Source organism: Lentzea sp. NPDC059081, assembly GCF_042738015.1.
Lineage (GTDB): Bacteria > Actinomycetota > Actinomycetes > Mycobacteriales > Pseudonocardiaceae > Lentzea.
This window is the reverse complement of the sequence record NZ_JBHYGW010000018.1, coordinates 115,729-141,505: the sequence shown is the minus strand read 5'-3', so window position 1 is coordinate 141,505 and position 25,777 is coordinate 115,729. Positions and strand designations below refer to the sequence as shown.

General features: G+C 70.0%; 29 protein-coding genes. 16 read left to right on the top strand and 13 right to left on the bottom strand.

The features are described from left to right. Positions 1 to 285 precede the first annotated feature (285 nt). Positions 286 to 1,047 carry an acyltransferase gene (locus ACFWV3_RS31890; protein ID WP_382416686.1) on the top strand — a complete coding sequence of 254 codons (762 nt, stop codon included), beginning with the start codon at positions 286 to 288 and terminating at the stop codon, positions 1,045 to 1,047. Here ACFWV3_RS31890 and ACFWV3_RS31885 read toward each other — a convergent pair. The 6 genes from ACFWV3_RS31885 to ACFWV3_RS31860 are packed head-to-tail and all read right to left on the bottom strand — an operon-like array spanning position 1,010 to position 6,446. Next, positions 1,010 to 1,765 carry an SGNH/GDSL hydrolase family protein gene (locus ACFWV3_RS31885; RefSeq protein ID WP_382416684.1) on the bottom strand — a complete coding sequence of 252 codons (756 nt, stop codon included), beginning with the start codon at positions 1,763 to 1,765 and terminating at the stop codon, positions 1,010 to 1,012. The two genes, ACFWV3_RS31890 and ACFWV3_RS31885, sit on opposite strands and share 38 nt — an antisense overlap. Positions 1,766 to 1,813: 48 nt before the next feature. Continuing rightward, positions 1,814 to 3,061, bottom strand: a complete 1,248-nt coding sequence (locus ACFWV3_RS31880; RefSeq protein WP_382416682.1) for a glycosyltransferase family 4 protein — start codon at positions 3,059 to 3,061, stop codon at positions 1,814 to 1,816. 4 nt (positions 3,062 to 3,065) lie between these two features. Beyond that, the gene (locus ACFWV3_RS31875; protein ID WP_382416680.1) at positions 3,066 to 4,529 is read right to left on the bottom strand and encodes a 1,4-alpha-glucan branching protein domain-containing protein; all 1,464 of its coding nucleotides are present in this window, start codon (positions 4,527 to 4,529) and stop codon (positions 3,066 to 3,068) included. Continuing rightward, positions 4,526 to 5,254 carry a class I SAM-dependent methyltransferase gene (locus tag ACFWV3_RS31870; RefSeq protein WP_382416678.1) on the bottom strand — a complete coding sequence of 243 codons (729 nt, stop codon included), beginning with the start codon at positions 5,252 to 5,254 and terminating at the stop codon, positions 4,526 to 4,528. The genes ACFWV3_RS31875 and ACFWV3_RS31870 overlap by 4 nt, the downstream gene beginning before the upstream one ends. 10 nt (positions 5,255 to 5,264) lie before the next feature. Beyond that, on the bottom strand, positions 5,265 to 5,612 hold the full coding sequence (locus ACFWV3_RS31865; RefSeq protein ID WP_382416676.1) for a hypothetical protein: 348 nt from the start codon (positions 5,610 to 5,612) through the stop codon (positions 5,265 to 5,267). 60 nt (positions 5,613 to 5,672) lie between these two features. Then, positions 5,673 to 6,446: an SRPBCC family protein gene (locus tag ACFWV3_RS31860; RefSeq protein WP_382416674.1), complete on the bottom strand. Its 774-nt coding sequence runs from the start codon at positions 6,444 to 6,446 to the stop codon at positions 5,673 to 5,675. A gap of 114 nt (positions 6,447 to 6,560) precedes the next feature. Here ACFWV3_RS31860 and ACFWV3_RS31855 point away from each other — a divergent pair, with 114 nt between their 5' ends. Next, positions 6,561 to 7,196, top strand: a complete 636-nt coding sequence (locus ACFWV3_RS31855; protein ID WP_382416673.1) for a TetR/AcrR family transcriptional regulator — start codon at positions 6,561 to 6,563, stop codon at positions 7,194 to 7,196. Between the two features lie 21 nt (positions 7,197 to 7,217). Here the strand turns inward: ACFWV3_RS31855 and ACFWV3_RS31850 are convergent, their stop codons facing one another. Then, positions 7,218 to 8,060, bottom strand: coding sequence for a DegV family protein (locus ACFWV3_RS31850; protein ID WP_382416671.1), 843 nt, complete (start codon positions 8,058 to 8,060; stop codon positions 7,218 to 7,220). 316 nt (positions 8,061 to 8,376) lie between these two features. On the opposite strand from ACFWV3_RS31850, the gene ACFWV3_RS31845 reads away from it, so the two are divergent. The 4 genes from ACFWV3_RS31845 to ACFWV3_RS31830 all read left to right on the top strand — a co-directional run bounded on the left by ACFWV3_RS31845 (position 8,377) and on the right by ACFWV3_RS31830 (position 11,771). Further along, positions 8,377 to 9,327 carry a hypothetical protein gene (locus tag ACFWV3_RS31845; RefSeq protein WP_382416669.1) on the top strand — a complete coding sequence of 317 codons (951 nt, stop codon included), beginning with the start codon at positions 8,377 to 8,379 and terminating at the stop codon, positions 9,325 to 9,327. Then, positions 9,324 to 9,878, top strand: a complete 555-nt coding sequence (locus ACFWV3_RS31840; protein ID WP_382416667.1) for a hypothetical protein — start codon at positions 9,324 to 9,326, stop codon at positions 9,876 to 9,878. Before ACFWV3_RS31845 ends, ACFWV3_RS31840 begins: the two co-directional genes overlap by 4 nt. 11 nt (positions 9,879 to 9,889) lie before the next feature. Then, positions 9,890 to 10,417, top strand: coding sequence for a hypothetical protein (locus ACFWV3_RS31835; RefSeq protein ID WP_382416666.1), 528 nt, complete (start codon positions 9,890 to 9,892; stop codon positions 10,415 to 10,417). A gap of 547 nt (positions 10,418 to 10,964) precedes the next feature. Beyond that, on the top strand, positions 10,965 to 11,771 hold the full coding sequence (locus tag ACFWV3_RS31830) for an isocitrate lyase/phosphoenolpyruvate mutase family protein (protein ID WP_382416664.1): 807 nt from the start codon (positions 10,965 to 10,967) through the stop codon (positions 11,769 to 11,771). Here the strand turns inward: ACFWV3_RS31830 and ACFWV3_RS31825 are convergent. Then, a complete protein-coding gene (locus tag ACFWV3_RS31825) occupies positions 11,768 to 11,917 on the bottom strand; it encodes a hypothetical protein (RefSeq protein ID WP_382416662.1) in 150 nt (49 codons plus the stop codon). The two genes, ACFWV3_RS31830 and ACFWV3_RS31825, sit on opposite strands and share 4 nt — an antisense overlap. A 64-nt stretch (positions 11,918 to 11,981) precedes the next feature. Then, complete coding sequence (locus tag ACFWV3_RS31820) at positions 11,982 to 12,824, bottom strand: DegV family protein (RefSeq protein WP_382416661.1); 843 nt, start codon at positions 12,822 to 12,824, stop codon at positions 11,982 to 11,984. A gap of 212 nt (positions 12,825 to 13,036) precedes the next feature. Here ACFWV3_RS31820 and ACFWV3_RS31815 point away from each other — a divergent pair, with 212 nt between their 5' ends. The 8 genes from ACFWV3_RS31815 to mnmA all read left to right on the top strand — a co-directional run bounded on the left by ACFWV3_RS31815 (position 13,037) and on the right by mnmA (position 20,566). After that, positions 13,037 to 13,819: an electron transfer flavoprotein subunit beta/FixA family protein gene (locus ACFWV3_RS31815; RefSeq protein WP_382416660.1), complete on the top strand. Its 783-nt coding sequence runs from the start codon at positions 13,037 to 13,039 to the stop codon at positions 13,817 to 13,819. Between the two features lie 13 nt (positions 13,820 to 13,832). Then, positions 13,833 to 14,786, top strand: a complete 954-nt coding sequence (locus ACFWV3_RS31810; protein WP_382416659.1) for an electron transfer flavoprotein subunit alpha/FixB family protein — start codon at positions 13,833 to 13,835, stop codon at positions 14,784 to 14,786. A 70-nt stretch (positions 14,787 to 14,856) separates the two neighbouring features. Then, the gene (locus tag ACFWV3_RS31805; protein WP_382416658.1) at positions 14,857 to 15,273 is read left to right on the top strand and encodes an Imm10 family immunity protein; all 417 of its coding nucleotides are present in this window, start codon (positions 14,857 to 14,859) and stop codon (positions 15,271 to 15,273) included. A 102-nt stretch (positions 15,274 to 15,375) separates the two neighbouring features. Then, positions 15,376 to 16,149: a GNAT family N-acetyltransferase gene (locus ACFWV3_RS31800; RefSeq protein ID WP_382416657.1), complete on the top strand. Its 774-nt coding sequence runs from the start codon at positions 15,376 to 15,378 to the stop codon at positions 16,147 to 16,149. Beyond that, complete coding sequence (locus ACFWV3_RS31795; protein WP_382416656.1) at positions 16,146 to 17,018, top strand: lysophospholipid acyltransferase family protein; 873 nt, start codon at positions 16,146 to 16,148, stop codon at positions 17,016 to 17,018. Before ACFWV3_RS31800 ends, ACFWV3_RS31795 begins: the two co-directional genes overlap by 4 nt. Continuing rightward, entirely contained in the window at positions 16,975 to 18,318 is a 1,344-nt protein-coding gene (locus ACFWV3_RS31790; protein WP_382416654.1) for an MFS transporter, read from the top strand. The genes ACFWV3_RS31795 and ACFWV3_RS31790 overlap by 44 nt, the downstream gene beginning before the upstream one ends. Beyond that, entirely contained in the window at positions 18,318 to 19,487 is a 1,170-nt protein-coding gene (locus tag ACFWV3_RS31785; RefSeq protein ID WP_382416652.1) for a cysteine desulfurase family protein, read from the top strand. Before ACFWV3_RS31790 ends, ACFWV3_RS31785 begins: the two co-directional genes overlap by 1 nt. Then, on the top strand, positions 19,484 to 20,566 hold the full coding sequence (mnmA, locus tag ACFWV3_RS31780) for a tRNA 2-thiouridine(34) synthase MnmA (RefSeq protein ID WP_382416650.1): 1,083 nt from the start codon (positions 19,484 to 19,486) through the stop codon (positions 20,564 to 20,566). Before ACFWV3_RS31785 ends, mnmA begins: the two co-directional genes overlap by 4 nt. A 258-nt stretch (positions 20,567 to 20,824) precedes the next feature. Here the strand turns inward: mnmA and ACFWV3_RS31775 are convergent, their stop codons facing one another. Together ACFWV3_RS31775 and ACFWV3_RS31770 are read right to left on the bottom strand one after the other, a co-directional pair. Then, positions 20,825 to 21,676, bottom strand: coding sequence for a serine/threonine dehydratase (locus ACFWV3_RS31775; protein ID WP_382416648.1), 852 nt, complete (start codon positions 21,674 to 21,676; stop codon positions 20,825 to 20,827). Next, positions 21,673 to 22,176: a DUF6584 family protein gene (locus ACFWV3_RS31770; RefSeq protein ID WP_382416646.1), complete on the bottom strand. Its 504-nt coding sequence runs from the start codon at positions 22,174 to 22,176 to the stop codon at positions 21,673 to 21,675. Before ACFWV3_RS31770 ends, ACFWV3_RS31775 begins: the two co-directional genes overlap by 4 nt. A gap of 36 nt (positions 22,177 to 22,212) precedes the next feature. Here ACFWV3_RS31770 and ACFWV3_RS31765 point away from each other — a divergent pair, with 36 nt between their 5' ends. Together ACFWV3_RS31765 and ACFWV3_RS31760 are read left to right on the top strand one after the other, a co-directional pair. Further along, a complete protein-coding gene (locus ACFWV3_RS31765; RefSeq protein WP_382416645.1) occupies positions 22,213 to 23,355 on the top strand; it encodes a hypothetical protein in 1,143 nt (380 codons plus the stop codon). Positions 23,356 to 23,393: 38 nt separating this feature from the next. Beyond that, positions 23,394 to 23,792, top strand: coding sequence for a hypothetical protein (locus ACFWV3_RS31760; protein ID WP_382416643.1), 399 nt, complete (start codon positions 23,394 to 23,396; stop codon positions 23,790 to 23,792). Here the strand turns inward: ACFWV3_RS31760 and paaI are convergent. Both paaI and ACFWV3_RS31750 read right to left on the bottom strand, forming a co-directional pair. Next, positions 23,731 to 24,117: a hydroxyphenylacetyl-CoA thioesterase PaaI gene (paaI, locus tag ACFWV3_RS31755; protein WP_382416641.1), complete on the bottom strand. Its 387-nt coding sequence runs from the start codon at positions 24,115 to 24,117 to the stop codon at positions 23,731 to 23,733. The two genes, ACFWV3_RS31760 and paaI, sit on opposite strands and share 62 nt — an antisense overlap. Before the next feature lie 228 nt (positions 24,118 to 24,345). After that, a complete protein-coding gene (locus tag ACFWV3_RS31750; RefSeq protein WP_382416639.1) occupies positions 24,346 to 25,683 on the bottom strand; it encodes a cellulose binding domain-containing protein in 1,338 nt (445 codons plus the stop codon). Positions 25,684 to 25,777 lie beyond the last annotated feature (94 nt).

Here is a 25,777-nt window from a genome sequence, read left to right as displayed (position 1 = left end):
TGGGCCCGGTCGCCTCTTCGTGCACCAAGTCGACAGATGGTCTGCGGGTCAAGGTGATGAGTTTTGGACACAGATCAACGAGCGAGCTGCCGCCAAGTTTTTACTTCGCAGCTCGTGACGCCATCAGTCGTCATGCAAGCGATTGCCGACCTGTTTTTGGATCGAGTTCCAGGCCGTCTCGAGGCCGCCGCAGCTCCGAACCGTGAGGTCGCAAAGAGCCGGAAACCAGCAGGTCAGGGCAAGGGTGCGTCGAAACCGACGGAGGTCGAAAGCTAGAGTTCCCGCATGACTTCGATGTGGGGAGCCCCGGTCTGGACGCGCTGGGCCAGGTCGCGCCGGGACCCGATGCAGGCGCGCTTCCTCACGATGGCCTCCCTGCGCTGGGTCCTGCGCCACCGCGCCTACACCCCCTGGTACCTGGTCCGGTACTGGCGGCTGCTGAAGTTCCGGCTGCTCAACCCCCACGTCGTGCTGCGCGGCATGGTGTTCTTCGGCAAGCGCGTCGACGTCATGGCCCGCCCCGGCTACGGGCGGCTGGAGATCGGGCGCTGGGTGCACATCGGCGACGGCAACGCCATCCGGTGCCACGAGGGGTCGCTGCGCATCGGCGACAAGGTCGTCTTCGGCAAGGACAACACGGTCAACTGCTACCTCGACATCGAGATCGGCACTTCCTCGCTGGTGGCCGACTGGGTCTACATCTGCGACTTCGACCACAAGACCGAGGACATCACCCTGCCGATCAAGGACCAGGGCATCGTGAAGTCACCCGTGCGGATCGGGCCGGACTGCTGGCTCGGCACCAAGGTGACGGTGCTGCGCGGCACCCGCGTCGGGCGCGGGTGCGTGCTCGGGGCGCACGCCGTCGTGCGCGGGGACGTGCCGGACTTCAAGATCGCGGTCGGGATGCCGGCTCGGGTGGTGCGGGACCGGCGGGCCGACTACGAGGCTGATGCGCAGCGGCGGGCGGACATCGCGGACATGGCCCGCAAGGCCAAGGAGGCGCTGGCTAAGCGAGCGGAAGAAGCGTCGGACGCTTCGGCGTGAAGCCGTCTCCCGGCTGCCGGCCGATCAGCTTGTTCCGCGTCCGCGTGTAGGCGACCGGCAGCACCTGCTCCCGCAGCCATCGCCAGTGCTCCACCACCGACGCCGGCGCGGCGGTCCCGGGCAGCGCCGCCATCCATGCCGGGTCGAACGGGATCTCCAGCGCCGACAGCAGGTGTCCGGCCAGCCGCCGGTGCCCCAGCGACGACAGGTGCAGGCGGTCCGGCCCGAAGTACCGCGAGTCGTGGACGCACGAGTCGGCCTCGACGTCCACCAGCACGGCGCCGTAACGCGAGGCAGCAGCGCGCATCGCGGCGTTCAAGGCAAGAATTCGCGGCCGCATGCGCCAGCCGAACGGCATGCGGTGCGAGATGTCGCTCAACGTGAACACGGCGACGGTGGGCGCGAACGAGGTCACGGCGCGCACCAGGGCGTCTGCACGAGCGGAGAGCACAGCGCCGGACGCACCGGACATCACGTCGTTGCCGCCGGCGAACACCGCCACCAGGTCCGGCTCCAAGGTCGAAGCGGACGGGACCTGCTCCGCCAGCATCTGGTCCATGCGGCGGCCCCGCACGCCCAGGTTGGCGTACCGGAAGCCCGGCGCGTCCAGCACGGACGCGACGCGGTCGGCCCAGCCGCGGTAGCGGCCGTCGGGGAGCAGGTCGTCCAGGCCCTCGGTGCAGCTGTCGCCGATGGCCACGAAGCGTTGGTATGTCATTCAGTCCTCGGTCACCTGTTGTTCACGGGACCGGCGACTGTAGCCGACCTAGGTGAACAGATTTCCCGTCGCGATCTTGGGACGGCCGAGCACCCGCGCTGGACGTACGCGAGCCGCCGAGTACGCGGAAGCCGTGTCGGAGGCGATCGACGACCAGTTGAAGTCCGTTGCCAGCCGTGCTTTCGCGGCGCGGGCGCGAGAAGCGGCCGCAGCGGGGTCCGAGAGCACGGAACGCACGGCCCGGGTCAGGCCGTCCACGTCACCGGGGGTGAACGACAGGCCCGTCACGCCGTCCAGCACGACCTCGCCGAGCCCGCCCGCGGTCGAGGCGACCAGGGGAGTTCCGGCGGCCGCGGCCTCCAGGGCCACGATGCCGAACGGTTCGTAGCGCGAAGGCAACACGACCGCGTCGGCCGCCGTGAGCAACGCCGCCAGCGAACGGTCCGAGAGATGTCCCACGAACTCCACCGCGCGCAGCACGCGGTGTTTGCGCGCCTGTTCCTGCAGCCACTCGGTCTGCGAACCACCGCCGGCGACGACGACGCGCGTGCCCCGGTGGGCGCGGCGGATGCGGGGGAGGGCGGCGATCAGGTCCTGGATGCCCTTCTCCCACTCGATGCGGCCGAAGAACAGCAGCAGCGGGTCGCCGTGCGGTGAGTACGCGCGCTTCGCCGCACCGACGTCCTTGGGGCGCACCTTCCACCCGCCGGGCTCGATCCCGTTGTGCAGCACGGAAACGTCCGAACCATCCACGTCGAACAGATGTGCCACCTCGCCGCGCATCGCCGACGAGCAGGTGATCAGCGCGTCGGCGCGGTTCGCGAGCCACCACTCCACCGAGTGCACCTGCTGGTTCAGCGGGTGCGACAGCCAGCCGGAGTGCCTGCCCGCCTCGGTCGCGTGGATCGTGGCCACCAGCGGCACGCCGAACGCCTCCGACAGCGCCACGGCCGGGTGCGCCACCAGCCAGTCGTGCGCGTGCACGACGTCCGGGCGCCACGACCCGAGCGCCAGGCCGGCGCGCGTCATCGCGTGACCCATCGCGAGCGTCCACGCGAGCAAGTCCTTCTCGAACACGAAGTGCGCGGGGTCCTCGGCGACGCGGACCAGTCGCACGCCCTCGCTCTCGACGTCGACGGTCGGGTGCGTGACGGCGTCGGTGCCGGAGGGTTGCCGGCACAGCACGACGACCTCGTGCCCCTGCGCGGCCAGCTGTGTCGCGAGCGCGTGGACGTGCCTGCCCAGCCCGCCGACCACCACCGGCGGGTACTCCCACGACAACATCAGCACGCGCATCCCGTTACCTCATTCCTCGCGCGTCCAGATGCCCGAACGGGCCGTCCGCCGCGCGGAGTTCCGCCGCCCTCGCACGTCCACGACCGCCGCGCGCCAACGCCGCGAGCTCGCTGAAGCGGTCGCTGTGAATCTTCGCGCGGTAGCGGGCGTAGTCGGCCGCCGAGTCCTTGGTGACCATGAAGGCCCAGTCGCTCGACAACGCCAGCAACGCCTCGCGCACCGCCTGGTCCAGCACCGGGTCCCGCACGTCCGACGAGAAGTCGAGACCCAGGAGCTCCTGCTGCACCGAGGAGTTCAGCGACACGATGTCGGACACCTGCGCGCCGTCCCAGACGCGCCAGTCCTTGCCGCTGCCCCACGACGACGCGGGCAGCTCGACCGGCGCGCCCACGTGCCCGGCCTCGACGGCACCGCGCAACGTCGTGACGCGCACACCCGCCTCCGGCAACGCGCGCAGCACGGCCTCCAGCCACAGAGGACCTTCGTGCCACCAGTGCCCGTACAGCTCGGTGTCGTACGCCGCCACGACCAGCCCGCCGTCGATCGCGCGCAGCCGGCGCACAACCGTGTCGACGAAATCCTCGACGTGGCGCGAAAGAGCTTCGCGCGCGAGCGTCGGGTCGTACGGCCGCTTGTCCTCGGGCGCGACGTTCTTGCCCGTCACCCGCGACGGCTTCAGCCCGGTCGGATGATCGAAAGTGTGAAAATCTCGGTAGGCCGCATCACCCGGATAGCCCACCTTCGGGGACCAGACGCGGTACGAGACTTCGAGATCACGACCGAACGCCAGCACGTCCGACGACCCGACGGGGTGCGCGGCCGAGGTGTCGCCGTGCAGTGCGGGACCGTCGACCATGAACCGCCGCACGCCCGCCGCCGCGTAACCCTGTTCCATGCCGGGCGAGTAACCGCATTCCGGCGCCCAGATCCCCTCCGGCGCACGGCCGATCCGCAACGCCGTGTCGTCCAGCCCGGTGCGTAACGCGAAGGACCGCACCCGCGGGTCCAGCAACGGCTGGAAGGGGTGCGTCGCCGGGCCGCCGAGCAGCTCGATCGTCGAGGAGTCCACAAGGGACCGCAGGATCGGCGAGAACCCGTGCCGCCAGTGGGTTTCGAACTGATCCAGCGCCCACGACGACGCGCGGTGCTCGTACGCGGACAGCTCCGGCAGGCGCCCGGCCGCGTAGTGCGAGCGCAGGTGCCAGTTGCCGAGCCAGTCGTGCACGCCGCGCAGGCTGTACGGGTCGTCGAGCTGAGCCGCCAGGACCGGCGTGACGCCGAGCGTCAGGACGTCGGACCGGCCCTCGTCGGCGAACCGGCGCAGCATGTCCACGACGGGCAGGTACGAGTGCGCCCACGCCTGGTAGAGCCACTCCTCGCCGACCGGCCAGGTGCCGTGGTGCGCGAGCCACGGCAGGTGGCTGTGCAGCACCAGGCAGAACGTGCCCTCGGTGGGTTCCGGGGTCACGCGCGCACCGCCACGGCCACCAGGTCGAGGCACGTGTCCATGTCGTCGGACGTGATGTCGAAGTCCCCCACCGTCACCGACTCCACAGCCTCCTTCAGCTCGGCCGGCCACGGCGCACCGGACAGGGCGACTTCGACCTGTGCGTTGATGATCTGTCCGTTGAGGAGCGTGTCAAGCCTGCGCCCGTGACGCAGCCCCGTCAGTTCGTCAACGCGGAAACCAGCCTCCTGCAGCATCTCGTCCAGTTCGGACGGTGCCAGCTCCCTGGTGTGGAACGGGTTCAGCGGCGTGTCCTGGCCCGGCGAGAACGTCAGCCTGTTCGGCGTCGTCACGATGAGCGTCCCGCCGGGGCGCAGCACCCGCCGGCACTCCGCGAGGAACTGCTCCTGGTCCCACAGGTGCTCGATGACCTGCAGGTTCGCCACCACGTCTACGCTCCCGTCGCGCAACGGCAGCGTCGCGAGGTTTCCGCGCAGGACGTCGAGCTGCGGGTACGCGCGGGCGACGTGCTGAGACGTCAGCTCGTCGTAGTCGAGCGCGACCACCCGCCGCGCGACCGTGCGGATCAGCTGGGCTCCGTAGCCCTCGCCGCAGCCGGCCTCCAGCACGACGGCGTCGGCGCAGTGGCCGATGAGGTGCAGGTACGCCGCTTCGTGGCGCCTGAACCAGTAGTTCTCTTCCGCGATACCGGGCACCGTGCGTTCGCCGGTCAGGGGGAGGGTCACGCCCGCCAGGTTACTTGCCAGTAGAGCGGCGGCGAACCACGTGGTGGGCGATGGCCGTGACGACACCGGCCGCCGCCAGGATCCCGGTCGTCGCCGGATCCATGTACTTCGTCAGGCTGGGTGCCTCGCTCGGTCCGGTGAGCCACATCGTCAACGGGGTGGCGTAGGCGAGCGCGAGCGCTCCGGTGAACCAGCGCAGGTGCTTCGAGCGGCGGTCGCGCAGGCTCGCGGCGAGCACCGCGGCGATCGGGATCCCGGACAGCAGTCCGAACCCTCCGGCCACCATGACGAGGGCGGCCCAGACGGCGACGAGGACCGGGGTCGACGGGTGCGCTGACGTGCGAGTGGTGGTGGACATGGCTCTTCTCCTCTTCAGCGGTTCGGTTTCCAGGGGTCGGTTCCGCGGGTCGGGCGCGGGTCACTTCTGGGCGGAACGGGCTTCGGCGGCGGTCTTGAGGTCGGCGAGCCAGAGGTCGAGGCCCGGCGCGAGGTACTGGATCGACGTCGCCGGGTCCGCCTCGAGCTGCGCGCCGGACCAGCTCTCCTCGGTGCGGACCAGCACCCCGCCGTCGACCTCGGTGAACGTCCAGACGTGCACGCCCTCGTCGATGCCCAGGCCCTGACCGATCGCCGGGCCGCGCCACCGGACGCACTCGCGTTCCCGCACGTCGAGGACGGTCGAGGTGATGGTCAGCGTGGTGGCGGGCGTCGTCGCCGTCGCGGGCGCCGGGGTCGTCCACTCGAACCTCGAACCCGGCCGCAGCGCGCCGGAGTCCAGCCTCTTCGCGGTGGCGGCCGCCTTCTGCCAGGCGGGCCAGCCCTCGACCTCCGTCTGCGTTTTCCAGACCGTCTCCAGCGGTGCGTCGATCCGGGTCTCCGTGCGGTGGTGCAGCTTCGTCGCCGGGTTGATGCCGTGGCCCTCGCAGGTCACCGCGCCGGAGAGTGCGGCGGTGCCGCTGCCCGGAGTGCCGGAGGGCGCGGTCGTGCCGCTGCTCTGGGTGTCAGAGGGCGCAGTCGTGCCGCTACCCGGAGTGCCAGAGGGCGCAGTCGTGCCGCTACCCGGAGTGCCAGAGGGCGCGGTGGTGCCGCTGGCCGGAATGGGCGAGCCGGACGGCGCGCTCTGGCACGCGGCGACGGCGAACAACCCGGCGCTGAGGGACAGGGCGGTCAGGGCGGATCGCGTGCGAGACATGGAGCTTCTCCCATTGGTTAGCACTAGTCGCGTTTGTTAGAGCTTGTAACTGTTGCTAGACGGTAGACTGCCTCGGGTGCGGGTGTCAATAACGAAAGTTAGAGGGTCTAACTGATGGCGGACTCGGTGCGGAGCCCTCGTGAGCGCTACCGGGAGCAGGTGCGCGACGAGGTCAAGCGGCACGCGTGGGAGCAGATCGCCTCAGCCGGCGTGACCGCGTTGTCCCTCAACGCCATCGCCAAGGAGATGGGGATGAGCGGACCGGCTCTCTACCGGTACTTCGCGAGCAGGGACGAGCTGATCACCGCGCTCATCCGGGACGCCTACCGCAGCCTCGCCGACACCGTGCGCGCCGCCGCCGAGGGCGGTACGACCGCCGTGGCGCTGGCCGGCGTGATCAGGGGATGGGCGTTGCAGGACCCGCACCGGTACCTGCTGATCTACGGCACGCCCGTGCCCGGCTACCACGCTCCCGAGGACATCACCGCCATCTCGGACGAGCTCCTCGCCGTCCTGCTGGTGGTCTGCGCCGACCCGGCGGCAGAGGACCAGAAATCGCCGTTCGACGTCCTGCTGGGCGCGAAGCGCGGCTGGGTGGCGAAGGTCCTGGCGTCGCCGAGGACCGTGCACCGGGCGCTGTCGTTCTGGACGCGCGTGCAGGGCGTGCTCTCGCTCGAGCTCGCCGGGCACTTCGCGCCGATGGGGATCGATCCCGGCCTGCTCCTGGCAGAGGAGGTCGCGGAGCTCTAGGTCAGGTCGCGGGGCTCCGGATCAGAACGGCGAGACCGTCACCGCGAGCGCTCCGGGGCCGACGTTCGCGCCGATCGCCGCGCTGACCTGGGTCAGCACGATGTCGCGGGCGTGCGGGATCTTCTTCTTCAGCAACAGGAGGAGCTCGTGGCCCTCCTTCTCGGCGGCGAAGTGCTCGACCGCGAGGTCCACGTCGCGTCCGTACGCGAGCGCCACGGCCTTCTCGACGAGCTTGGCCAGGGCCCTGTCCCTGCCGACGACCTTGTCGAACGGCGTGACCTCGCCGCTCACGACCGTGAGCAGCGGCTTGACCGACAGCGCGTCGCCGAAGAGCTTCGCCACCGCGCTGACCCGGCCGGACTGGCGCAGGTACTGCAGCGTGTCGACGTAGATGAGCACGTGGGCGTCCCGGCCGCGCTGCTCGGCGACACTGCGCGCGTTCTGCACGTTGCCGCCGGACTGCACGATCCGCGCGGCTGCGAGCGCCGCGAACCCGAGCGTCATGCCCGACGAGTGCGAGTCGACGATGAACACCGGTACGCGCGACTTGGCCGCCGCCTGCTTCGCCGCGTCCGTCGCCGGCGAGAGCTTCGGCGTCACGTGCACCGACACGATCGTCTCCGCGCCCTTGGCCCACGCGTCCTGGTAGGCCCAGAAGAACGCGTCCGGAGCAGGCGGCTGCGTCGTGATCGGGATCTGCGCCTCCATCGCCTGGAGCAGCCGGTCCGTCGGCACGTGGGCCTCGTCGATCAGCTCCGACCCGATCTTGAGCTGCATCGGGACCGTGATGATGTTGAACCGGTCCGCCAGACGGGCGGGGAGCGACGCGGTCGAGTCGGTGACGACGGCTACTCGTGAGGGCACGAACGACAAGGTTAACGAAGCGTGATCGCAGTAGCCACCAACGATGGAAGGCAATTCGTGTGATCTCCGCCTGGGTCGTCGCTTTCCGTGCACGACGAACGCGCGGAGTGACCCCCTCGAAAAGGCACTCAGCTTGACACCATCGGGTGACTGCGCGTTGTCTGGAGTTGATCTACGGACGCCTTGTTTGCGCTGCAAGCCGTGGTTCTCCGGCACGTCGAAGTGGCCCGTTTCGTCCATTGTCGACGCTGCTCGGGGGTGTCCGGGCTGGGTAAGCTCCGCGCAATCTTCGGCCTGGTTGAGTGAGTAGGTGACCATGGGTGCAAAAGAGCAGGAACTAGTTCCGCTGCACACCGCTTTCGACGTTGTGTACCGAGGTTTTCACCGGCGTCAGGTCATCGAACACATCGAGAATCTCGAGGAGCAGCTGCGCTTCACGAGCCTCGACCGGGCGGAGGCGCTCGCGCAGGCCGCGGATTTGCGCAAGCTCCTGGAAATGACGCGCCAGGACCTGGAGGAGGCGCGCGCCAGGATCGAACGCCTCGAGACCACGTCGGGTTCGCACGCGAGCGCGACCGAGCGGATGCACCGCATGCTCCGCCTCGCCGAGGACGAGACCGCGGAGATGCACCTGCAGGCCGAGCGCGAGTGCGCCGACCTCCGCGCCCGCACCGACGTCGAGCTCGCCGAGCTGCGCGCCGACGCCGAACGCGAGGCGGCCGCGCTGCGGTCGGAGGCCGAGTCGGAGCTCTACGCGACGCGCCAGGACTGCGCGTCCCGTGCCGCCGCGGTGGAACGCCTCGAGGTCGAGATGGAGCGCCGCTGCGCCGATCTCGAGGCCCAGCACCGCCAGCGCGCCGACGAGGTCGAACGCGAGTGCTCGGAGGCCGTCGCGCAGGCGCAGGTCGACGCCGACCGGTTGCTGCGCGAGACCGCACTGCAGTGCAACTCGCTGGAGGCCGACTCCGAACGCAAGCGCGAGAAGGCCCAGCAGTTCTTCGAGCTCACCACGACCCGCCGCCGCAACGAGGCCGCGCAACACCTGCGTGAGCAGGAGGAGCTGGTGCGGGCGCGGGCCGAGTTCGTGGTGAAGGTGGCCTGCCGCGAGGCGAACCGCCGTCTCGCCGAGGTGGCCGAACGGACCGACGAACTCCACGAGCTCCGCCGCGCCGTGCACGCCCAACTGGCCGCGGCCCGCACCGCTCTGTCGGCCGCCGCCGACCGCGTGGCGCCGGTGCACATCCCCGAACAGGTGGCCGCGTCGTGAAGCGCTGGGTGCCATTGGCCGTCGGTGCGCTGATGGTGCCCGCTTCGGTGACGGCGTTCGGTTTCTCCGTCTACGGCGAGGAACTGGAGACGGCGCTGTCGTCGTCCCCCGCCGCACCCGTCGTGTTGTCGGGCCCGGTGCCGGTGTCGGACTTCGTCGCACCGCTGCGAATGGAGCCCGCCGCGCCCCTCGTGCTGTCGGCGGACGTGGCGCAGCAGACCGTGCGCGACGTGTTCTCGTCGAACGCGGTCAAGGGAATCACGTTCGCACCGGGCACTTCGTCCCTGGTGGGCCGCGGCGAGGCCGTGCAACGCTCACTGGCGAGCGTCCTGCGCAACATCACCGGCTCCGTGACCCTGGTCGCGCACGCGTGGAACGGCGAGACGGCCTCGCACCGCTGCGACGTGCTCGCGATGGAACGGGCCGGCCTGGTGCGGCGGTACCTGGCCGAGCAGGGAGTGGACAGCGTCATCACGACCCGCGTGATCGTGGACCCCGTGTGGGGGCCGCCGGCGGACCTCGGACCTCAGATCGACGTCCTCATCAGCTAGGAGCCTGGGCCATGGCAGGGGCAGTCGGGATCGTCTTCGGGCTGTGCGTGCTGTCCTTCACGTTGGGGGCAGCCCTCATGTACGTGTTGGTGCGTCGGCGGGAGGATGCCGCGCCCTCTTCCGGGGATGCGCCGGTGGAGCGGACATGGGTGGAGAAGCCTGCGGCTGTTGATGTCGTGGACGACTACGACACTCGGCCCATTCATCGGAATCCCGTGGTGGGGTTGCCTCAGTGGGAGCCGGCGTTGGCTTCTTTGGGTGAGGTGGTTGGGGAGCCGGAACCCGAGACTGAGCCGGTGGTTGAAGCTGAGCCTGCGGTTGTGGTCGAGTCCGTTGAAGAGGCTGAGCCTGAGCCTGAGCCTGTGGTTGAGGCTGAGGTTGAGTCGGATGTTGAGGCGGAAGTTGTTGTGGGGGCTGTGCTTCCGGCGCCTGCTGAGCCTCAGGCCGTTGAGCAGACGACCTGGGTGGAGCGGGAAGACTTTCGGCGGCGGTATTTGCGGACGTTCGACGAGGTTCGGCGGAAGGCTGATTCCAACTAGTTCCAGCGTGGTTCAGTTGGCCGAGACAGGTCCTGTTCCAGCGTGGTCGTGCACCTCGGACGAAGACCTGGGTTCATCGCCGCTCCGCGACGATCCGCGATTGGGGCTTGACTTCGGGGCCCTTGCGAGGCGCTGGTTCGGCCGGAAAAGGCCGGATGCTCCGCAACCGGCCGATCCACAAGTGGTAGCACCTCGCACCCAAAGTCAAGCCCCAATCGCCAAACCACGAGTGGGTGCACCGCTACCCATCGGCGCAAGGTCTTTCCGGCTCGCCTTCGGCATCGCGGTCGAGAGTGCGTGGGGGGTTGTTACTGCTCGCCTTCGGCATCGCGGTTGGGAGTGCGGGGGTTGTTACTGCTCGCCTTCGGCATCGCTTGGGGCCTTGGCTTCGCCATTGGCGGAGCGGGGGTTGTTTCGCCTCGCTTCGCATCGCCATGAGCGTCTGTAAGCGTGCGGCGCAGCGGGGTTCGAGGGTGTGTCCGAAAGTCGTCGGTTCCTGTCCGAAACTCGCCGGACCTGGGGCGGTCGGCACTGATATCACTCGGACATGACTTCCACCGCTGACCGCACCAAGCTCTTCCACGACCTCCACCGGCCCGGCCCGCTTGTGCTCCCCAACGCCTGGGACGTGGCGTCTGCGCTCGTCGTTGCGCACGCCGGGGCCAAGGCGGTGGCGACCACCAGTGCGGGTGTCGCGTGGAGCCTGGGGGCTCCGGACGGTGACTCGCTCGAGCGGGAGCGGGCTGTGGATCTCGTTGCGCGGATCGTCGAAGCAGTTGATGTGCCGGTGAGTGCGGACATCGAGTCCGGCTTTGGCGAGACGGCCGAGGACGTGGCTGAGACGGTCGGGGCGATCGCGGAGGCCGGGGCGTCCGGGGTCAACGTCGAGGACGGGCTGGGTGCCGGTCTTCGTGATGTCGAGGAACAGGTTGAGCGGTATGCGGCGGCGCGCAGTGCTGCGCCGGACATCTACCTCAACGCGCGCATCGACACGTACCTGCGGGCGGTCGGGGAGTCGGCTGACCGGCTTGAGAACACCCTTGAGAGGGCGAAGAAGTACCTCGAAGCGGGGGCCAGCGGCATCTTCGTGCCGGGTGTGGTCGATGTCGAGACGGCGCGGAAGCTCGTCGAGGGCATTGGGGCGCCGGTCAACGTGCTGGTGTGGCCCGGCGCGCCCGCCGTCGACGAGTTCGCGAAGGCGGGCGTGGCGCGGGTCAGCCTCGGGTCCGGTGTGGCCGAGGCCGCCTACGCCGTCGCCAGGCGGGCAGCGGAGGAGATGCTGTCCCTCGGTACGTACAGCAGCGTCGAGAACGGCATTCCGTACGGCGATCTCAACGCGCTGTTCCGGCGTTAGTGCTTCCTGCCGCGGAACTTGCGCAGCAGTTGCTCGGCCTGGGCCCGCTTGCGCGGGTCCTGGGCCATCTGCCGTGCCTTGGTCTGCAGCTTCTGGCCCTGCGGGCTGCGCAGGAACCTGGTGATCTTGTCCATGAACGAGGCCATCGGTCCTCCAGGTGTCCGTTACGTCCATTTCAACGGACGAAACCGCACCCTGAGTTCCCGGACGTCAGACCGGCGAAACGGTGATGCCCAGCGCACCCGGTCCCACGTGGGCTCCGATGGCCGAGCTGACCTGCGTCAGCATGAACTGGCGGACGTTGGGCACGCGGCGCCGCAGGTTGCGCAGCAGGCGCGAGGCCTTCTCCTCCGCGTCGAAGTGCTCCACGGCCACGTCGACCGCGTCGGTGCCCGCGCGCTTGATCGCGATGTCCAGCATCCGGTTGAGCGCGCGGTCGGCGCCGATCACCTTGTCCAGCGGCGTGATCTGGCCGTCGGCCATGGTCAGCAGGGGCTTCATCGACAGCACGCCGCCCACGAGGGCCGCCGCCGCACCGATGCGCCCGCCGCGGCGCAGGTACTCCAGCGTGTCCACGTAGATCAGCTCGGTCGATCTGTCGAAGCGGCTCTGCGCGGTCGCGAGCACGCGCTCCACGTTGCCGCCGGCCTCGGCCACCTTCGCCGCCGCCTGGACCGCGTAGCCGATGCTCATGCCGCAGGTGTGCGTGTCGATGACGTGCACGGGGATGCGGACCTTGGCGGCGGCCGCGCGGGCGGCCTCGACGGTCTCCGACTGGCGGCCCGACACGTGGATCGACACGATCGAGCGAACGCCCTGCGCCGCCAGGTCGGAGTAGGTCCAGTAGAACGCGCCGGGGTCGGGCGGGATCGTCGCCACGGGCACGTTGGACCGCATGGCCGAGACCAGGTCGGGGACCGGGATGCGCGACTCGTCGTCGGTGTGGTCGCCGATCCTGACCTGGATCTGCACCACCTCGATGCCGAGCCGGTCGGTCAGCTGAGCCGGGAGACAGGCCGTGGAGTCCGTCACGATAGCTACTCGCCGGTACATGTCGGCGCAGCCTAGTCCCCCGAATGGGTTAGGTCTCAGTTGGTGGTGATTACGGGTGACAACTGTCACGCTCACGTGGCACCATCGCCCGTTTGCAGGGGTGCTACTGGCGGGTAACATCCGGGTGATGGCAGGGTCGTGAACACCCGGCGGCGCAGTTTCCACAGTCCTCTGCGTAGCGCCGCCCGTCCGCAGGAGGTCGAAGAGGACCCATGAACATTGTTGTCCTGGTCAAGCAGGTGCCTGACACCTGGTCCGAGCGCAAGCTCACCGACGCCGACCACACCCTTGACCGCGAGTCCGCGGATGCCGTGCTCGACGAGATCAACGAGCGCGCTGTCGAAGAGGCCCTGCAGCTGCAGGAGGCCCACGGCGGTGAGGTCACCGTGATCGCCATGGGTCCCGACCGCGCCACCGACGCCATCCGCAAGGCGTTGTCCATGGGTGCCGACAAGGCGATCCACGTCAACGACGAGGCGCTGCACGGCTCCGACTCTGTGGCCACGGCGAAGGTCCTCGCGAAGGCGATCGGCACGGTCGAGAACGTCGACCTGGTCATCGCGGGCAACGAGGCGACCGACGGCCGCGCGGGCGCCGTTCCGGCCATCCTCGCGGAGCTGCTGGGCCTGCCGCAGGTCACCCAGCTGCGCAAGGTCGAGGTCGACGGCACGACGATCAAGGGCGAGCGCGAGACCGACGAGGGCGTCGCGTTCCTCGAGGCGTCGCTCCCGGCCGTGGTCTCGGTGACCGAGAAGATCAACGAGCCGCGCTACCCATCCTTCAAGGGCATCATGGCCGCGAAGAAGAAGCCCGTCTCCACCCTCACCGTGGCGGACCTGGGCATCGACGCGTCCGAGGTCGGCCTGTCCGGCGCGTACACGCAGGTGCTGGAGGCTTCCCCGAAGCCGCCGCGCAGCGCGGGTCAGCGCGTCGAGGACGGCGGCGACGGCGGGTCCAAGATCGCCGAGTTCCTCGTCGGCCAGAAGCTCATCTGAGGGAGGGGTAACCATGTCTGAAGTTCTCGTGCTCGTCGACCACGTCGACGGCGAGGTCAAGAAGGTCAGCTTCGAGCTGCTCACCGCGGCCCGCCGCCTGGGCACCCCGGCCGCCGTGGTCGTGGGCGCTCCCGGCACCGCGGCGAAGATCCGCGAGTCGCTCGGCAAGTTCGGCGCCGCGAAGGTCTACGCCGTCGAGTCCGACGACGCCGCCTCCTTCCTGGTGACCCCGAAGGTCGACGCGCTGGCCGCTCTCGCCCCGAACGCGTCCGCGGTGCTCGTCTCCGCGACCGCGGAGGGCAAGGAGGTCGCCGGTCGTCTCGCCGTGCGCATCGACTCCGGCTGGCTGGTCGATGTCGTGGACGTCGAGGCCGACGGCACCGGCGTGCAGTCCATCTTCGGTGGCGCGTTCGTCGTCAAGGCGAAGGTCAGCAAGGGCACCCCGGTCATCACCGTCCGCCCCGGCGGCGTGGAGTCCGAGGAGTCCGCGGCGGACGCCGTCCTCGACGAGTCGGTCTCCGTGTCCGTGGACGCCGCCAAGGCCGCCCGCGTGACGTCGCGCGAGACCGTCGTCGGTGGCGACCGCCCCGAGCTCACCGAGGCCTCGGTCGTCGTCTCCGGTGGCCGTGGTGTCGGCTCCGCGGAGAAGTTCTCGGTCGTCGAGGACCTCGCCGACTCGCTGAACGCCGCCGTCGGCGCCTCGCGCGCCGCGGTCGACTCCGGCTACTACCCGCACCAGTTCCAGGTGGGCCAGACCGGCAAGACGGTCTCGCCGCAGCTGTACGTGGCGCTGGGCATCTCCGGTGCCATCCAGCACCGCGCGGGCATGCAGACCTCGAAGACGATCGTCGCGGTCAACAAGGACCCCGAGGCCCCGATCTTCGAGATCGCGGACTACGGCGTCGTGGGCGACCTCTTCAACGTCGCGCCGCAGCTGACCGACGAGGTCAAGAAGCGCAAGGGCTGATCCACCGGTCCGGCAGAATGGCCGTCCCGCCACCAGGCGGGGCGGCCATTCGTCATTTTCGGGAGATGTGTTGACCAGCACCGGGTTCGTCGTCCGTGGCCACGGGATGGGCTTCGAGGACGAGGAGCAGACCATGTTCACGGTCGGCGTCGCCGAGCTGCCCGACGGCGGTGGCCGGCAGCTGCTGGTCACCGCGAGCGAGGACGACCTCGAGGACGCCGACCTCGACATGGACTCGTACTGCGTCGTCGACGACGAACACCGCTGCAGCTACGGGGGAGTGCGCCGGGCGGAGCTGACCGGTGGCGTGCTCGTGCTGGAGTTCACGGAGAAGGCGGTCGCCGAGCTCGAACTGACCGAGCCGGTCCTCGCGTTGAAGATCGACCTCGAACCGGACGTCGTGGCGGAGCTGGCGGGCGGCTACCGGCGCGTCTTCACGTTCGGGCGCGAGAGCTTCCGGCCGGAGCTCGCCGGCGACCTGGCCTGATCCGGCAAATCGGGCACGTACCCGGCGGTTAACCCGACTGCCACTGACCGGTCATCGTTCTGACCTGCTGTCATTCGCCAACACGGGATCACCCTGGTGCGCATGACGCAGCCGGAACTGCTTGTCAGCACCCCCGTCCAGCAGGACGGGGACGCCCCCCACTACTCCCTCCTCGTCGCCCGCGACGGCGCCGAGGTCGTTGCCGCGCAACGACTGCGCTACGAGGTGTTCGCCGGTGAGATGGGGGCGACGCTGCACACGAGCGTGCCCGGCCACGACGTCGACGAGTTCGACGAGCACTGCGACCACCTCGTGGTGCGCGACGACCGCACCGGCCAGATCGTCGGCGGCTACCGCATGCTGCCGCCGGAGAGGGCGAAGGAGGCCGGACGCCTGTACAGCGACGGCGAGTTCGACCTCTCGAACCTCGACGGGCTGCGATCCGGCATCGTCGAGACCGGCCGGTCCTGCGTGCACCCCGACCACCGCAACGGCGCCGTCGTCAGCCTCGTGTGGGCGGGCATCGCGCGGTACATGTTGCTGAGCGGCCACAAGTGGCTCGTCGGGTGCGCGTCGATCCCCTTGCAGGACGGGGGAAGCTTCGCCGCCGGTGTGTGGGACACCGTGCACGCCAAGCACTTCGCGCCCGAGCAGTACCGCGTCACGCCGCACCACCCGTGGGACGTCGACGCGGTGGAGAGGCCCGCCAAGGCCGCGCTCCCGCCGCTGCTCAAGGGATACCTGCGGCTCGGCGCCAAGATCTGCGGCCGGCCCGCGCTCGACGCGGACTTCGGTGTCGCGGACCTGTTCATCCTGCTCGGCATGGACCACGTGGACCAGCGCTATCTCAAGTTCTTCCTGGGGGAGACGGCATGAGTCACGCCTGGATGCCCTCGTCGCCGTGCGGCGACGGCTGCGTCAGCGGAACACCACGAGAGGTCGGCAAGGTCAGGCAGGTCTGGCGCGCGATGACCGCGCTCACGGCGCTCCTGTGCGGCGCGCTGATCGCGGTCACCCTGCTGCTGCCGGTCAAGCAGCGGGAGAGCGCGATCCGCCTGTGGTTCCACGCGGTGCTCAGGGCGTTCGGGGTCAGGCTGCGCGTCCACGGCGCCAGGAAGTACCAGGAGATCCCGAAACGCGGCGTGCTCGTCGTGAGCAACCACGTGTCGTGGCTCGACGAGCTCGCGATCGACTCGGTGCAGCCGATCAAGCTCGTCGCCAAGAAGGACATCAAGAGCTGGCCGGTGCTCGGCCGGATCATCACCGCCGCCGGCACGGTCTACCTCGACCGCGAGAAGCTCCGCGAGCTCCCGCAGGCGGTCAGCGAGCTCGCGGCGACGCTGCGGGGAGGCAGCGCCGTCGGCATCCACGCCGAGGGCACCACGTGGTGCGGGCTCGCGTCCGGGCACTACAAGCCCGCGCTGTTCCAGGCCGCGCTCGACGCGGGCGTGCCCGTGCGGCCGATCGTGCTGCGGTACCGGATCGACGGCCACGTGACGACGCTGCCCGCGTTCATCGGCAGCGACACGCTCGTCGACTCGATCCGGCGCGTGCTCAGGGCCAGGGACCTGGTCGTCGAGGTGCACGTGCTCGACGAGATCGCGCCCGGCCGCGCGGCGACGCGCCGCGAGCTCGCGAAACTTGCCGAAGAACAATCAAACCGCTTGACCTCGACCGAGCTGGAGATAGCACCATCAACGGGTGACAGTCACCGCGCCCGCACCGTCTCGCCTCTGGTCGCCTGAGCACCGCTGGCCCACGACGGGCATCCTGCTGCTGGTCACCCTGCTCGCCTTCGAGGCGATGGGGGTCGGCACGGCGATGCCCACCATGGTCCACGAGCTGGACGGCGAGGCGCTCTACGCGTGGCCGTTCCTCGCGAACCTCGCGGCGAGCGTCATGGCGACGGTGTTCTCCGGCCGGCTCTCCGACCGGCGGGGGCCGAAGCCGTCGGTGCTGATCGGCGTCACGTTGTTCCTCGTCGGACTGATCGTCGCCGGGGTCGCGGAGTCGATGGCGGTCCTGCTCGCGGGCCGCGTGCTGCAGGGCTTCGGCGCGGGCTTCCTGATCGTCGCGATCTACGTGCTGATCGCGCTCGCGTACCCCGAGGGCGACCGGCCGGCGGTGTTCGGCGCGCTGTCCGCGGCCTGGGTGATCCCGTCGCTCGTCGGCCCCGCGGTCGCCGGCTGGGCCACCGAGCACCTGAGCTGGCGGCTGGTGTTCCTCGCGATCGTGCCGCTGGTGCTGGTCGGCAGCGTGCTGCTCGTCCCCGTGCTCCGCGGTCTCCCTCCGCACTCCGCGACGCCGCCGGTGCGCCGGTTCCTCCCGGTGGCCGCGCTCGCCGCCGGTGCCGGGGTGGCCGCGCTGAGCTGGGCGTTGCAGCACCGGACGTGGTGGCTGCTCGCGTTGGCGCTGGTGCTGCTGGCACCCGCGCTGCGCATCCTGCTGCCGAAGGGCACGCTGCTGGCCCGCCGCGGCCTGCCCGTCACGATCCTGGCGCGCGGCATGCTGGCCGGCACGTTCTTCGCGGTCGAGGCCTTCATCCCGCTCACGCTGACCGTCGTGCACGGCTACTCGCCGCTGGAGGCGGGCATCCCGCTGACCCTGAGCGCGCTCGGCTGGGCCGGTGCGTCGAACTGGGCGTCGCGGCACCCGAAGATCGAGCGCCACACGCTCGTGCGGGTCGGGTTCCTGTTCACCGCGACCGGCATGGCGGCCGTGACGCTCATCGCACCTTCCTGGGGCCCGGCGTTCCTCACGCCGGTGCTGTGGGCGGTCGCGGGAGCGGGCATGGGCATGGCGACGTCGAGCGTCGGCGTGCTGATGATGGGCGCGTCGGCCGAGGCCGACCGGGGTTTCAACTCGGCGGCGCTGCAGATCTGCGACATGCTCGGCTCGGCGACCATGATCGGACTCGGCGGCGTGCTCGTCGTGGCCACGGCGCCGACCGCGGGCGTGGTCGTGCTGAACCTGTCCATGGCGGCGTTGGCCGTGGTGGGAGCGATTCTGACCGGGCCCCGCATGCGGGCTACCCTTGAGCCCTGATGGCTTATCTCGACCACGCGGCCACGACCCCGATGCACCCCGAGGCGGTCGCGGCGATGACCGAGGCGTTGTCCACCACGGGCAACGCCTCGTCGCTGCACACCTCGGGCAGGCAGGCGCGCCGGGCCGTCGAGGAGGCCCGCGAGACCATCGCCGACGCCCTGGGCGCCCGGCCGTCCGAGGTGCTCTTCACCGGCGGCGGCACGGAGAGCGACAACCTCGCGGTCAAGGGCGTCTACTGGGGCAGCGGTCGCCGTCGCGTGCTGGCGTCGGCCGTGGAGCACCACGCCGTGCTGGACGCCGTCGAGTGGCTGGAGCAGCGGGGCGCCGAGGTCACCTGGCTGCCGACCGACCGCTTCGGCCGGGTGTCCGCCGAGTCCGTGGCCGAGGCGCTGGACGACGACGTCGCGCTCGTCACCACGATGTGGGCGAACAACGAGGTCGGCACGATCAACCCGGTGCACGACATCGCTCGTGTGTGCGCTGAGCGCGGTGTGCCGTTCCACACGGACGCGGTGCAGGCCGTGGGTGCGGTGCCGGTCGACTTCGCCGCTTCTGGCGCCTCCGCGCTGACCATGACCGGCCACAAGGTCGGTGGGCCGTACGGCGTCGGTGTGCTGCTGCTGGCCCGTGACGTGAAGTGCGCGCCGTTGCTGCACGGTGGCGGCCAGGAGCGCGACGTGCGGTCCGGGACGTTGGACGTGCCCGCGATCGTCGGTCTGGCGCGTGCGGTGCGGATCGCGGTGGACGAGCAGGAACAGCGTGCGGTCGAGCTGACGGCGTTGCGCGACGAGCTGATCGCGTCCGTGCGCGCGGTGGTGCCGGACGTGATCCTCAACGGCGACCCGGCCGACCGGCTGCCCGGCAACGCGCACCTGACGTTCCCCGGCTGCGAGGGCGACAGCCTGCTGATGCTGCTCGACGCGCAGGGCGTCGAGTGCTCGACGGGGTCCGCGTGCACGGCCGGCGTCGCGCAACCGAGCCACGTGCTCGTCGCGATGGACGTCGAACCGGCGCTGGCCCGCGGCTCCCTGCGGTTCTCGCTCGGGCATACCTCGACGCGCGCCGATGTTGAGAAGCTCGTGTCGGTGATCGGTCCGGTGGTGGAAAGGGCCCGCTCGGCGGGCTTGGCAGGCATGAGGCGTTCCCGGAAGGTGGTCAAGCAGTGAAGGTCCTCGCGGCGATGAGCGGTGGTGTCGACTCCGCGGTGGCGGCGGCACGCGCCGTCGAAGCGGGACACGACGTGACGGGCGTGCACCTGGCGTTGTCGGCGAAGCCCGGCACGTTGCGCACCGGCGCGCGCGGCTGCTGCACCGTCGAGGACGCGCACGACGCCCGTCGCGCGGCCGACCTGATGGGCATCCCGTTCTACGTCTGGGACTTCGCCGAGCGCTTCACCGAGGAGGTCGTCGAGGACTTCGTCGCGGAGTACGCGGCCGGCCGCACGCCCAACCCGTGCCTGCGCTGCAACGAGCGCATCAAGTTCGAGGCGTTGCTGGACAAGGCGATCGCGCTCGGCTTCGACGCCGTCTGCACCGGCCACTACGCGCGGCTGGAGATGGTCGACGGCCGTCCCGAGCTGCGCCGCTCCGCGGACCTGGGCAAGGACCAGTCCTACGTGCTCGCGTCGCTGACGGCCGAGCAGCTGTCGCACGCGATGTTCCCGTTGGGCGACACGACGAAGGACGACGTCCGCGTCGAGGCGGCCACGCGCGGCCTGTCGGTCGCGAAGAAGCCGGACAGCCACGACATCTGCTTCATCCCGGACGGCGACACGCAGAAGTTCCTGGCCGGCCGCATGGAGACCAAGCCGGGCCTGCTGATCGACGACGCGACGGGCGCCGTCCTCGGCCGGCACGCGGGCGTGCACGAGTTCACCGTGGGCCAGCGCAAGGGCCTCGGCATCGACGGCCCGGCCCCCGACGGCCGCCCGCGGTACGTGCTGGCGCTGGAGCCGGTGTCGGGCAACGTCCGGGTCGGCGCGGTGGAGAAGCTCGCCGTGACGGGGATTTCGGCGTCCTCGCCGGTCGCGCACGTGTCGCTCGTCGGCCCGGTCGAGTGCGTCGCCCAGGTGCGGGCGCACGGCGGTACGGCTCCGGCGGTGGCCGAGCTGGTCGACGGGGTGCTGCGGGTGCAGCTGCGGGAGCCGCTGAAGGGCGTCGCGCCGGGGCAGGCCGTGGCGATCTACCGCGAGGACGCGGCGGGCGACGTCGTGCTGGCCAGCGCGACGATCGACGCGACCAGCTGAGCTCCCGGCTCGAATTCGCTTCAGCAACCGCCTAATTCGCTTGTAGGGCCGGGAAAGCGGATCTAGCGTTCGCTCTCGTGACGTTCATGGACACGGTCTTCCCGGCAACGGACCTGACCGAGCGCGCCCGCAGCGCGTTCCGGTGCTTCGTCAGCCCCGCGGACCGGCGCAAGCTGAGCGGCCAGGCCCGGCGCGACGAGCTGCCGGTGTGGGTGGTGTCGCCGTTGCGCCGGCTGGGGTCGCGCCGGTTCCGCCGGTCTAGCTGGGACGCCACTCCGAGTTCGCTCCGCACAGGAGCACGCAGGGCAGCTCGCTCGGCACTGCACCCCTGAGGAAGGACGCGAACGCGGCGGCGCCGGCCGGTTCGACCGCGATCCGGAACTCCTCCCACAGCCGGTCGCGGGCGGCGAGGATCTCGTCGTCGGTCACCAGCGCCGACGTGACGTTGTTGCGCTGCAGGATCTCCAGCGCGAGCGCCCCTGCCTGCGTGGCGCCGAGCGCGTCCGCCGCGACGGATCGCACGACCGAGTCGACGGGCGCGCCGGTCTCCAGGGCGTTGTGCATCGCGCGGCAGTTCTCGGGTTCGACGGCGACGACGTGTCGTCCACCGGAGGCCAGCGCCGCGCCCGCGACGAGGCCGCCGCCGCCCACCGCGACGAAGATCGTGTCGACGTCCGGGGCGTCCTCGACGATCTCCTGCGTGACCGTCGACTGGCCCTCGATCACCGTGAGGTCGTTGTACGCCTCCACGTACGCGGCGCCGTACCCGCGGGCGGCGAGGGCGGCCTCGGCGTAGGTGTCGCCGTGGCGGATCAGCTTGGCGCCCAACGCTTCGATGCGCTTCGTCTTGGTCTCAGGGGCGGTCACCGGGACGAACACGGTGGCGTGCGCGCCGAGCAGCTGCGCGGCCTGGGCGACGGCGATGCCGTGGTTGCCGCCGGACGCCGTGACCACCTCGGCTGCCTTCAACGACAGCAGCTTGTTCACCGCACCGCGGATCTTGAACGACCCGGTGAGCTGGAGGTGCTCCAGCTTGAACACCAGCGGCCGTCCGTCGACGGACGCGTGCAGGACCGGGGTGTGGCGGACGTACTGCGACAACGTTCTCATGAGACCAGCTTCCACAAGAACTGCGCGAGAGTCACGATCCCCAGCAGGAAACACACCAGGACGAACGTGCCGCCGACCATCACGAGCAGGCACGCGCCCCACGACGTCTCCTGGTCCGGCGTCGCGTCGAGCTCGCGGCGCAGCTCGGTGCGGGCCTCCTCGCGCAGGGACACCAGCCGGGCCCTGGCCGTCTCGGTCGGGGCGTCCTCCACGGTGCCCTGCCACGAGAGCGCTCCCAAACGGGCCTCAGCGCGCCGGTAGGCCCTTTCGAAGGCCGCCGTCTCGTCCGGGTCGCGCTCGTCGGAGAGGTACGTCCAGCGGCCGGCCTGGGCCGGCTGGCCGAGCACGCGGTAGACGTCGGCGAGGCGCTCGCGCAGATCGAGCCGGTGGGGGTAGGTGCCGACGAGTCCCGCGACGCGTTGACGCGCGCGGAGCACGCTCGCGAGGTCGCCCTGCCGCAGCTCCTCGGCCGCTTTGTGGAGCGTCTGCTCTACCGGCATGAACACAAGTTTTGCAGGTGGGGCTAGCGTTGACCCGTGTTCGGCCTATCGCTGCTGGTCTGCGGCCTCGCCTGGTGGCTGGGCCTCTACCTGCTCGCCCGCGACCCCCGCAAGCCGCTGCTGTGGTGGGCGGGCGCCGGCCTGATCGGTTACGCGGCCGCCGTCGTCGTGCCGGATCCCGTGCTGCTGGGAGTGCCCGCGCTGGCCTGGACGGGTGCGATCCTCCTGCTGGCCCGTCCCGAGTGGATCAGGTGGTGGCAGCTCGCGGTCGTGCCGTTCCTCGTGGCGTCGTTCTGGTTGCCGTGGGTCGTGTTGCTCCCGTTGGCCGCCGTGACCGCGCTAGCCATAGGGAAACGCACTTACTTTTCACTCGTTGGAGTGATGTTCGGGCTCTCTGCTGCCGCCTTCCTGCTGCGGCTCCTGCCCGACGCGGTGACGTTGCCGATGATCGGCTTCGACCTCGTGGTGTTCGGGGTGCTCGTCGCGGTGACCGACGCCGTCGAGGAGGGCGAGGCGATCCGCGCGGACATGCTGCGCTCGTTGGTGATCGCGGGCTTCACGGCGGTGCTGTTCGGGTCGCAGGTGGTGTTGTTCGGCGGCCCGGACCTCCTCGCGTTCACGACGGTCGCGGCGGCGATCGCGGTGCAGGTGCTCGCGAACCCGCTCGCGTCCGTGGTCGACCGCCTCGCCGTGCCCGCCGTCGCCGCCGAACGGGCGGAGCTGCGCGAGGCCGCGGAGTCGTTGCCCAGGCGCCGGCCGCTGGTGACGGAGGACCCGGCGGAGTTCGCCCGGCTGACGCGCAAGGCGTTGAGCCACTACGGGGATCTCGGGAAGCTCGTCGCGAGTCCGTTGATCGCGTTGACCGACGACGGCCCGCCGTTGGACCGGGCCGCTCGGCTGAAGGGGTTGCTGCTGGCGAGCATTCAACGGCTGAAGCCCGTTGACGGCGATTTCGGCACGAGCGACGAATGGCGTTATTACAACGCGCTGTACTTCTACTACGTCAAGGGAATCCGGCCCTATTCGGTGCGGACCAAGCGCGAGGATCTCGACGCAGAAGACCGCCGCGCGTTGCAGTGGTTCGTGACGCAGGTGCCCGAGCGCACCCTCCACAACTGGCAGAACGCCGCCGCACGCCTGGTCGCGGCGGACCTGATGGCAGGTGTTGGCAGCGTTTGACGTGGTTCTGGCAGCGTTCGCCGGGCCATCGTCGGGCCATGTTGAAATTCGCCTTGAAACTCGACGGTGTCGCTTCGTTCGCCTTGGGACTGCTGACCCTGCTGATCCGCCCGGAGGTCGGAATCCCGGTGGGCTGGCAGATCGGGCTCGGTTCTTTCTGCGTGGTCTACGGCGTGGGCGTGTTCTTCCTGGGAACGCGCGCCGTGCCGGACCGCCGAATCGTGCTGCTGGTCATCGTCGGCAACGCGGTGTGGGCGCTGGACAGCGTTCTCACCGCGGAGCTGGAGTGGTTCCCGCTGACTGGACTCGGCGTCGCGCTCGTGCTGGCCCAGGGACTCGCCGTGCTCGGGTTCGCCGTGCTGCAGGCCGTCGGCCTCAGGACCGCAGCGTCCGCGACCGGCCACGGAACTCCGCCACGATCTCGGTCCCTCGCCTGACCGTGATGTCGTAGATCCCGCTGCGGCCGAACCGGGTCCGTTCCACCGCCTCCGCCTCCAGCTCGTCACCTTCGTGCACGGGCCGGATGAAGTCGATCTCGGCCGTGGCGGCGACGGTGACGGACCCGGCCCTGTTGCAGGCGCAGGCGAACGCCGTGTCGGCGAGCAGGAAGACGTACCCGCCGTGCGCGATGCCGTGCCCGTTGATCATGTTCTCGGCGACCGTCATCCGCACCAGCGCGTACCCGTCGCGCAGCTCGACCGGTGCGATGCCGAGCGCGGCCGAGGCCTTGTCGGCGGCGAGCATCTCAGCAGGACCATTCATTCGTGGCAGCGTAATCACCCTGGCGGTGGTGTCACGCAGCGTTCACGCCGACTTACTGTCCGATTGCATGATCGCTCAACATCGGAGGTGGTCACCATGGGTGGTTGTTCTTGTTGTGGCGGGTGCACGGGTCCGGGCTGCGGATGCTGCAGCTCCTGCTGAGCACCGTGCTGAGATGAGGAAGGCCGGTGCGGAGCCCGCACCGGCCTTCGCTCCGCAGGGGTGCGATCAGCCCGTGTAGGACTTGAACAGGTTCGTGAACTCCCAGGTGGCCTGCGAGATTCCACTGCACGTGGGCGAGACGCCGCCACCGGGGCAGCCCTTGTCCCGACCGGCCGACCAGAACGCGATCCGGCCGACGTGGTTGGCCTTGGCGTAGTCGACGACCTTGCGCGCGTCGTCCTGCGTCGTCGTCGGACCCGTGTCGTTGCGTCCGATCATCGGCGTCAGGCCGAGCAACGCCTTCAGTTGCGCGTCGGTCTTCGACGGCCAGATAGCGCGCATCTGTCCGAGGGTGGCGTTGGAGGCGGCGACCATCGCGTCACCCCAGTTGCCCGTGTAGCCGAAGTTCATCAGCATCGGGTTCACCAGCACCGTGACGCCCTTGGCAGCCGCGTCCTTCAGCACGTCCACCGAGTACGGGTCCATGCCGTAGTCCTGGCCCTGGATGCGCATCGTGTAGCTGACGGTGGTGCCGCGGGTGTCCTGCAGCCGCTTCAGCGCCGTGTTCACGATCGACTGCGGGATCGTGGCTTCCACGTCCACGTCGATGCTGTTGGAGCCCACGGCGTCCAGCACCTTCACGTAGGCGTTGTACAAGGCGTCCGCGGTGGAGCAGACGTGCTCCAGGTACGGGCCCATCGCGCCGCCGGTGGCGACGATGACGCTGCCGCCCTGGGCCTTCAACGCCTTGGCGTCGTTCACGATCCGGCTGTCGTTCAACGGGACCGTGCCGCCCCAGGCGGGGTCGCAGCCGGCGGACGAACCGAGGGCGAAGGCGAGCGTGAAGTGCTTCTGGCCCGTCGCGTTGGCCACGTCGACCAACGACGGCGTGGGCATCGTGATGTCGATGTACGGAGCGACGCGCGCGCTACCGGGCGTGGGCGGCACGTCGGACGTCGTCGTGGTGGTGGGACCGGTGGTCGTGGTTGTCGTCGACGTCGTGGTGGTGGGGTTGCTGCCACCGCCACACGGAACGCCGTTTAGCTTGCAGTTCGTCGGTACCGCCGAGCCGCTCACCAGGAAACCGAAGCTTGTGGACGCACCCGCGCCGACGTTGCCGTTGTAGTCGCGGTTGGTGAACGTGTGGTGGTTGCCGCTGCTGACCAGCGAGGCGTCCCAGAAGGAGCCCATGGTGGCCCCGGCGAGGTCGAACTCGAGCTTCCAGCCCGCCAGCGCGGTCGTGCCCGCGGTGATCGTGTACTTGCCCTGGTAGCCGGAGCCCCAGTTCGAGTCCTGGCTGAACGCCGCGGACTCGCCGGCGGCAGAGGCGGAGGGGGCGATCGCGACGAGTCCGGCCACGAGGGCGGCAGCGGCCCCGGCGGCGAAGACGGCAAAGCGGGCCATGGAGATGGTCCTTCCGGCAGGGAGAGGAAGGGAGTGGTGGGTGGGAGCCGAGGGAGTGGTTCTTCCCCCACACACCTTTTGGTTTCTCCAACCT

Excerpts from the sequence above, each read along its gene's own strand:
- ACFWV3_RS31890 (WP_382416686.1), top strand. The coding sequence starts at position 286 with ATGACTTCGATGTGGGGAGCCCCGGTCTGGACGCGCTGGGCCAGGTCG.
- ACFWV3_RS31770 (WP_382416646.1), bottom strand. The coding sequence starts at position 22,176 with ATGCCGGTAGAGCAGACGCTCCACAAAGCGGCCGAGGAGCTGCGGCAG.
- ACFWV3_RS31845 (WP_382416669.1), top strand. The coding sequence starts at position 8,377 with ATGGGTGCAAAAGAGCAGGAACTAGTTCCGCTGCACACCGCTTTCGAC.
- ACFWV3_RS31855 (WP_382416673.1), top strand. The coding sequence starts at position 6,561 with ATGGCGGACTCGGTGCGGAGCCCTCGTGAGCGCTACCGGGAGCAGGTG.
- ACFWV3_RS31815 (WP_382416660.1), top strand. The coding sequence starts at position 13,037 with ATGAACATTGTTGTCCTGGTCAAGCAGGTGCCTGACACCTGGTCCGAG.
- ACFWV3_RS31800 (WP_382416657.1), top strand. The coding sequence starts at position 15,376 with ATGACGCAGCCGGAACTGCTTGTCAGCACCCCCGTCCAGCAGGACGGG.
- ACFWV3_RS31795 (WP_382416656.1), top strand. The coding sequence starts at position 16,146 with ATGAGTCACGCCTGGATGCCCTCGTCGCCGTGCGGCGACGGCTGCGTC.
- ACFWV3_RS31865 (WP_382416676.1), bottom strand. The coding sequence starts at position 5,612 with ATGTCCACCACCACTCGCACGTCAGCGCACCCGTCGACCCCGGTCCTC.
- ACFWV3_RS31830 (WP_382416664.1), top strand. The coding sequence starts at position 10,965 with ATGACTTCCACCGCTGACCGCACCAAGCTCTTCCACGACCTCCACCGG.
- ACFWV3_RS31820 (WP_382416661.1), bottom strand. The coding sequence starts at position 12,824 with ATGTACCGGCGAGTAGCTATCGTGACGGACTCCACGGCCTGTCTCCCG.
- ACFWV3_RS31810 (WP_382416659.1), top strand. The coding sequence starts at position 13,833 with ATGTCTGAAGTTCTCGTGCTCGTCGACCACGTCGACGGCGAGGTCAAG.
- ACFWV3_RS31860 (WP_382416674.1), bottom strand. The coding sequence starts at position 6,446 with ATGTCTCGCACGCGATCCGCCCTGACCGCCCTGTCCCTCAGCGCCGGG.
- ACFWV3_RS31885 (WP_382416684.1), bottom strand. The coding sequence starts at position 1,765 with ATGACATACCAACGCTTCGTGGCCATCGGCGACAGCTGCACCGAGGGC.
- ACFWV3_RS31760 (WP_382416643.1), top strand. The coding sequence starts at position 23,394 with ATGTTGAAATTCGCCTTGAAACTCGACGGTGTCGCTTCGTTCGCCTTG.
- ACFWV3_RS31825 (WP_382416662.1), bottom strand. The coding sequence starts at position 11,917 with ATGGCCTCGTTCATGGACAAGATCACCAGGTTCCTGCGCAGCCCGCAG.
- ACFWV3_RS31750 (WP_382416639.1), bottom strand. The coding sequence starts at position 25,683 with ATGGCCCGCTTTGCCGTCTTCGCCGCCGGGGCCGCTGCCGCCCTCGTG.
- ACFWV3_RS31785 (WP_382416652.1), top strand. The coding sequence starts at position 18,318 with ATGGCTTATCTCGACCACGCGGCCACGACCCCGATGCACCCCGAGGCG.
- ACFWV3_RS31880 (WP_382416682.1), bottom strand. The coding sequence starts at position 3,061 with ATGCGCGTGCTGATGTTGTCGTGGGAGTACCCGCCGGTGGTGGTCGGC.
- paaI (WP_382416641.1), bottom strand. The coding sequence starts at position 24,117 with ATGAATGGTCCTGCTGAGATGCTCGCCGCCGACAAGGCCTCGGCCGCG.
- ACFWV3_RS31775 (WP_382416648.1), bottom strand. The coding sequence starts at position 21,676 with ATGAGAACGTTGTCGCAGTACGTCCGCCACACCCCGGTCCTGCACGCG.
- ACFWV3_RS31835 (WP_382416666.1), top strand. The coding sequence starts at position 9,890 with ATGGCAGGGGCAGTCGGGATCGTCTTCGGGCTGTGCGTGCTGTCCTTC.